The organism is Eubacterium sp. CAG:156, from assembly GCF_000434315.1.
GTDB classification, from domain to species: domain Bacteria; phylum Bacillota; class Clostridia; order Lachnospirales; family Lachnospiraceae; genus Eubacterium_U; species Eubacterium_U album.
The window spans coordinates 22892-29550 of the sequence record NZ_FR878173.1 but is presented as its reverse complement, the minus strand read 5'-3'; the positions used below and the strand labels follow the sequence as shown (position 1 = coordinate 29550).

Below are 6659 nucleotides of genomic sequence, written 5' to 3'. Positions count from 1 at the left end.
TATCTAAATTGATATGGTTCTACTTCTCCTTTATCATCTTTCATTTCACCTTCAACTGTTACACTTATTTTGTATTCTCCGTCTTTGTCCCCTCGTACATACCAGTTTACAGCTTTGTTTTCTCCACTTTCAATTTTTCCAATCTCTTTCTTTTCGCTATTATCTTCACCTGCAGCCATTGCTGCTAATGAAAGTCCTTCCGGCAAATTAATTTTCGCATTGCAATTATCTACATATTCACATTTAGAATTATTAACAACCAGTACCTGAACGTCAAACATATCCTTCAACCACTTAGTCGTTCCATCTACAACTAAATAATATACTGTACCATTTCCGTCTGCCTTTATTGGTTCTATATAAAAATTGTCTTCTCTTGATGAAGCAGCTTCACCTCCACCTTTATTTTCATTTTTAACAATATCTCCTTTTTCATTTACATAGAAATTAACAGGAAAAGTCATTTTGTTAAATACCAATTTAGTTGAATATTTAAATATTTTTTTGTTTTCATCACTGTCTGTATCAATTCCTGCTTCTACTATTTCACTATACGACATTTCTTTATAGCTTACATCTGCCTGTATTGTGTCTTTAGAACTTAAATACAGATTTATTTTCTTTGATGTTTCACCCATATTAAGGCTTGTCGCCCTGCTATAATATCCGTTTGCATAAGCAACAATTGAATAACTCTCATTTCCTTTTAAATAGTAATTATACTTTCCATTATTAGCTGTTTTTCCTGAACTGATTATTTCGTTTTTACTATTTACAATATAAACCTCAGCATTACCTATAGGTGCTTCTGTATTTGTATCCGTAACAGTTAATCCTAACTGATACATTCCCTCTGCCGTTCCATCCGCTGTTATTTTTAATTTTTTTGTATTAGTCTGTCCTTTTGTATCGGTTACTGTCAACAATACTATGTAATCACCTGGCTGAAGATATTCATGCTTTACTGTTTTCCCCGTTTTTTGTGTTCCATCTCCAAAATCCCATGAATATTTTACAATTCCCCTATCATCCATAGACTTATCGGCACTAAATGTATATTTTTGTGCTATATGAATCTTTTTATGTTCAAATGTAATTACTGCAGTAGGTGCTTCATCTTTATAATTAGCAGAAAATTCTATCTGCTCTACGTTTTCTTCTCCCACTTCAAAATTTACTGTTTTTGAGTTATCCTGCTCATATTTGTCTGGAACTGTTTTCTGTTTTAATTTATATTTTCCTGCAACAAGATTGTCTATAACGATTTTTCCGTTTTCGTCACTTGCTTCTGTAGTTCCTAAATATTTATTACTATCATCATCTTTATATAGGGCAAGTTCCATTCCCTGTATGTTTTCTCCCTTTTCGTCTTTACATACTACTTCCTTTTTATATACTTTTGTTGCTATTCCTATTTCATTATTTATAGCTACCAACTTAGAATCAGCAACTAAGTTACTTGTGTTTTCCAGTTTTATTCCCTCATCGGAAACAAGCTTATATGCCAGACTTTCGCCCAATACATTTGTAAATTCAGCTACTTTTCTAAATTCATTTTCATTTTTTTCATCTGTTGTTATGTTTAACGCACTTTGTTTATCCATGTGATAAAGTAATTCTTTATCAATAGTTATATATTTATCCTTAATTAAATGTATATTTCCATTTATCTGAACATTTTCCTTTAATTCCAATGTACCATTTTGTAAAATGGCATTTCCCATATTTATTTTACCATTTTTATCATTTACAACATTTCCACTAATTTCGACATCATCCATAACAATATTTCCATCATTATAGATTGCCCCACCTCTATTGGATGTATTATTTTTTATTTCACATTGCTCAATATTTACGTTAGAATTTCCCTGTACATAAATTCCTCCGCCTCTGTTTGCCTTATTGTTTTCTATTATATTTTTATTTGTTTCTATTTTTCCAAATTCAGTATCATATGTTCCGGGCTTTAAGAAACTGACATTGTTTCCGGCAATATATACATTTCCATTGTTTACCGAGTTATTATTTACATTTAATCCTGCTATAATTGTTTTTCCTTTACCCGTAATAGTAATCGCACCACTTACGTTTTTACTTACATTTTTGACTTCCGTGTTATAAATTGAACAGTTACCTGAATTATTTAAATAAATAGCATTTCCATTCCAATTTGCATAATTTCCGTCAAACAGACAGTCTTTCATATAGACTATGCCTCCACCAACTAAACCACAGGCAACAGCTCCACCGTACCATTTACAGCCATTGTTTATGAAAGTTGTTCCTTCTATGTATGCCGTTCCTGATGCATACAGTCCTCCTCCATAATAACTTCCCCAGTTGTTTCTTACTACTCCGCCTTTTACATGTGATAATCCCTCAATGCTTATAGCACCTCCATATCCTCCCCATGTTATGTTGCTGTTTTCTGAAATTTCGGATGCATTATCCATGTTTAGCTTTGCCGAATTAAGAATTATTGTCGAGCTGTTTGAACTAAAATTTTTAATTGTTGCATTATTGAGGTTTATTTCCCCTCTTACATAAAAAGGTGTTTTACCATATTCAGCTTTTATATCTGTTCCGTCAATATCTATATTTTTTAAGTTTAACACTCCACCTTTTTTTATATCTATAAATCTAGATGTTTCCTTAACATTTATTGTTACATGTTCCTGTCCTTCAATTGTTAATTTTTGATTTTCATTTATCTGTATAAATTCATTTGCTTCAATGTCCTGTAATATAGTTACTACACCGTCACCATCATTTGTACTTAAAGCCTCATTTACAGCTTCTTTTAAAGTATCAAAATACTTATCATTGCACCTGATTACTCCTGTATCTGCGAATGCCTCTTTACTTATTCCTCCCGCAACAATTGTCATTACCAGCATTATTGCAATTAATTTTTGTGTTATTTTTTTCATATCCTTCTCCTTGTGTTTAATCTCAAAATGTAAAGTAGATAAAATTAGTTTGTAGGTTAATCGAATAAAAAAAGCACCACTTTGTAAAAAGTGATGCTAAACCATACATTATTATTCAAATTTCCCCTAATACATTCAGTTTTTCTCACCCATTACATTTTGTTTTGAATCGATTTTATCTTATTTGTCGCAAAATGTAAAGTGAAAGTTTTCGACCTTTTTCGACCGTGCACAAATTTCACCTATTCCTTTTAATAACCACCACACCTCCTGCAATCATTACCAACCCAACTGTTGCCAATATGACTGCTATAGCTCTGTCCTGACCTGTTTGTGGAAGTTTGTTGTCATATTTAGCTGTTGTTGTTTGATCATTTTCTTTGCTTTGCTTTTCAGATGTATTTCCTTTGTTTTTTCTTTTACGCTCATCTTTTTTACTTTCCTGTTCTTTGCTTTCTATGTTTTTTGATATGCTTTTAGGTTCCACATCTATGCTTTGTTGTAATTCATTATTGTCATTTATATATGGAATTGCAATTATCTGCGGAACAAATTCATACATTTTATCCTGTTCCACACAAGCATCAATAAGCATTAAATACATACCATCTTTTGCTTTTTCATATTTCATTTTTCCCTGTTCATTTGTTGTTCCTACATAATCTGCCGATATTCCATCTAAACTAATATAACCTGAAATCGTATTTGCAATTTTGCTCAGGTCGGAATTATTTTTTATGTCATTTACTTCAATCGGATATTTTGCAAATGTCCCTGAAAGAATATATTTATCATTTTCATTTTTTTCTGCAATTTTATAAATTCTAACTTCTCTATCTGCAAATATGACATTTTCATTTTTAAGAGCAATGTTTATTTCATACTGATTGTTTTCAGTCTGAGCTGCTTTTATTTTATTATTTGATATAATTCCAACCTGTATAACAGCTATAAATATCATTAATGCCATTACAATTTTCTTATATGCTTTAGATTTTAAATTTTTATACGCACAAATTATTGTGTTTTTTATTGCTTTCTCTCTCATATTCATACACCCTCTTTCCTTTATTTACGCACACTGCAAATGTTATTACAAATAATGTCATTATAATCAACACCAAAGCCAGTGCTATTATTACTACTTTCCACGGATTTACTTTTTGTTTATTGTCTGATTTTTCTGCTTTATCTTCGTCTATTCGTATCCCTTTTACTAATAGTCTGTGTGTATTAACAGCATATGGCGTACATGTAACCAGAGTCACATAATCTTTATCTTTTTCAATACTTAATTTTGAAATGTCTTCAGGTTTTACTACTGAAATTTCTTCCACCTGATAAAATAATTTTTTATTTAATACTGTAATTTGAAATTTGTCACCAATTTCCATTTTATCCAAATCAGTAAATAATTTTGCATTTGGCAACCCTCTGTGAGCTACAAGTACGGCGTGTGTACTTTCTCCTCCTACAGGTAAAGATGAACTTTCCAAATGCCCTACATATTTACTTAGCACTTCATCTGTAGTCCCATGCTTTATTGGAATTTTCACCTTAATCTTTGGTATGGAAATATAACCCATGCTTCCTGAATCGTCTACATTTAAAATGTCGGCATATTTATTTTCTTCTTGGTTTTTATATTCCACATTATCTTTTGTCAGATTTTCATTATATAAATTAGCCTCATTTAATATACTTTCTGACTTTTTATTCTCCATTTTTTTCATTAGCTCATCATATTGTTCAGTCGCTTTTGTTGCGTCCATTTGGTTTACATAACTACTAACTACCGGATATAGTAACACGGAGAAACCCATCAAAAAAATTATAACCAATATTATTGTTGTCGTTTTTCTTTTCATAACTATCTCCCTATTGCCATTTTCAGTTTATTTTGAAGTCAAAAGTTAAAGGCTTTAATCTTTATATGCAAGATTAGCTTTATAGTTAAACTTATAGAGGATTCGAACCGATACAAACTTATAATCTTTATATGAAAGATTACCTTTAACCTTTGCCCCAATATTTGTCTTAGGTTTATTTTTAATATTCTATAGTTCAAAATTTTTCATATGAAATTTAAAAAATATATTTTGGGAAACAGTTTATCATCTTTCTTTAACTGTTTTTCTTCTAATTACATAAACACCTGTCGCAGCGCCTAACATAATTATTAATCCGCCTGCTACAAATAATGCTGTTCCCATTCCACCTGCAGTTGGAAGTGTTGCTCCTTTTTTATTTTCAACTGTAACCTTTTTGTATCCGTTTTCTTTTTCTATATCTGTTGTAATTTCTGTTTTGTCGGCTGTGATTGTGTATATTCCACTGGCTGCATTTACAACAATTTCAATTGGCTCTAATAATTTTTTGTAACCTGACGGAGCCATAGTTTCTACCAAATAATATTTTCCGGCTTTTAATCCTTCAAATGAAGCAATTCCATTTTCATTAGTTACAATCTCTTTGATTGCATCACCTTTGCATTCCTTATTATCGTATAACTTAAACTTTGCATTCTTAAGTTTTACAGCATTATTATCTTTATCAATCTTTTCGATGGCTACGCCAAATGTATAAACAATTTCTTTGTCATCATCATCTCCAAATCCCGGGGTGTCCGGTGTTGGTCTGTCAGAATCTTCAGAATTATATGTTGTTCCATCAAATGGAGAATTTTTGTAAACGTACTCTACAATATTTTCATTTCCAACTGCTGTTCCGACTTTAGCTTTTTCATTTAATGTTGCTTTGTATTCTACTGTCACAGTTGTATACGTTTTAATTTTTCCGTAGTTTAAATCTACATAAAATTTCTGACCCTCTTCTTTTATTGTGTACTGATTACCACTTGTTAAAGTTTTTGAATTTTCTCCATTTTCACCTTTAACTACAATAGAACTTAAATCTAAAGTAAGTCCTTCTGAGAGTTCATCGCCTAAATATAATGTAGTATCTGTTGCGCCTTCCGGATAAATGGGAACTGCTGCACTTAATTTATATGTGATAACATCCCCTACACTTGCTGTCTGTCTGTTTCCATCAGTCGCAGTGCCATTTATAATATCTTTTTCTACAGTAGGCTTACTTGCCTTCATTTTTACCGAATACTGTTCATATATTTTATATTCATCATTTTCAACAAATGGCTCAACCTCTGCTGTAACAGCCTGATAAATGTATGCCCCGTTTGTGTTTCCACTTCCAACAATAATGTACTGTCCCATTGCTACAGCTTCAAATTCAGCTTTTTCTTCGTTTGAAATGTTTGTAGATACATATTCAGGGGCAACACTATTTGTTCTTACATAAGAAGCAAATTTTCCTAACACTTCTTTTAATTTTGTTTCGTTTAGTTTAACGTAATCATCTACTGTCATTGTCTTGTACTCTGTCTTTGCAGCCTTAAACTGTTCAAATGTCGCCGTAAAATTTCGGTTTATTGTATTTGTATCTTTGTCATAAATGGTTTCAACTACTTTATATGCATTTAACACATCATTTTCATTTCCTGTTAAAACATTTATCTTTACTGTTTCTCCTCCATTTACAACATTAGCTTTTGTACCGTCTGTCTTTGTTGTTGTGGCAAATACAGCTACATTTAATGCAACCATAATAGAAAATGCCATTACAACTGCTAAAAGTTTTGATACTTTTTTCATTTAATGCTCCTTTTTTATTTATTTGTAATCACATTTGTTTTTTATAAATTCAAAT

4 protein-coding genes are annotated in these 6659 nt (G+C 31.2%); all 4 read right to left on the bottom strand.

Going from position 1 to position 6659, the window contains the following annotated elements; translation table 11 throughout:
• Positions 1 to 2933: PKD domain-containing protein (locus ABMA45_RS08340; RefSeq protein ID WP_348030134.1), on the bottom strand; the 2933-nt coding region annotated here is incomplete at its 3' end.
• A gap of 238 nt (positions 2934 to 3171) precedes the next feature.
• Positions 3172 to 3981, bottom strand: a complete 810-nt coding sequence (locus ABMA45_RS08335) for an LPXTG cell wall anchor domain-containing protein (protein WP_022089436.1) — start codon at positions 3979 to 3981, stop codon at positions 3172 to 3174.
• Positions 3938 to 4801, bottom strand: coding sequence for a class C sortase (locus tag ABMA45_RS08330; protein ID WP_022089435.1), 864 nt, complete (start codon positions 4799 to 4801; stop codon positions 3938 to 3940). Before ABMA45_RS08330 ends, ABMA45_RS08335 begins: the two co-directional genes overlap by 44 nt.
• Before the next feature lie 246 nt (positions 4802 to 5047).
• The gene (locus ABMA45_RS08325) at positions 5048 to 6604 is read right to left on the bottom strand and encodes a SpaA isopeptide-forming pilin-related protein (RefSeq protein ID WP_022089434.1); all 1557 of its coding nucleotides are present in this window, start codon (positions 6602 to 6604) and stop codon (positions 5048 to 5050) included.
• Between the last annotated feature and the right edge of the window lie 55 nt (positions 6605 to 6659).

What these genes read in the sequence shown, in the direction of transcription:
- ABMA45_RS08325 (WP_022089434.1), bottom strand. Translation starts at nt 6,604, where the DNA reads ATGAAAAAAGTATCAAAACTTTTAGCAGTTGTAATGGCATTTTCTATT.
- ABMA45_RS08330 (WP_022089435.1), bottom strand. Translation starts at nt 4,801, where the DNA reads ATGAAAAGAAAAACGACAACAATAATATTGGTTATAATTTTTTTGATG.
- ABMA45_RS08335 (WP_022089436.1), bottom strand. Translation starts at nt 3,981, where the DNA reads ATGAGAGAGAAAGCAATAAAAAACACAATAATTTGTGCGTATAAAAAT.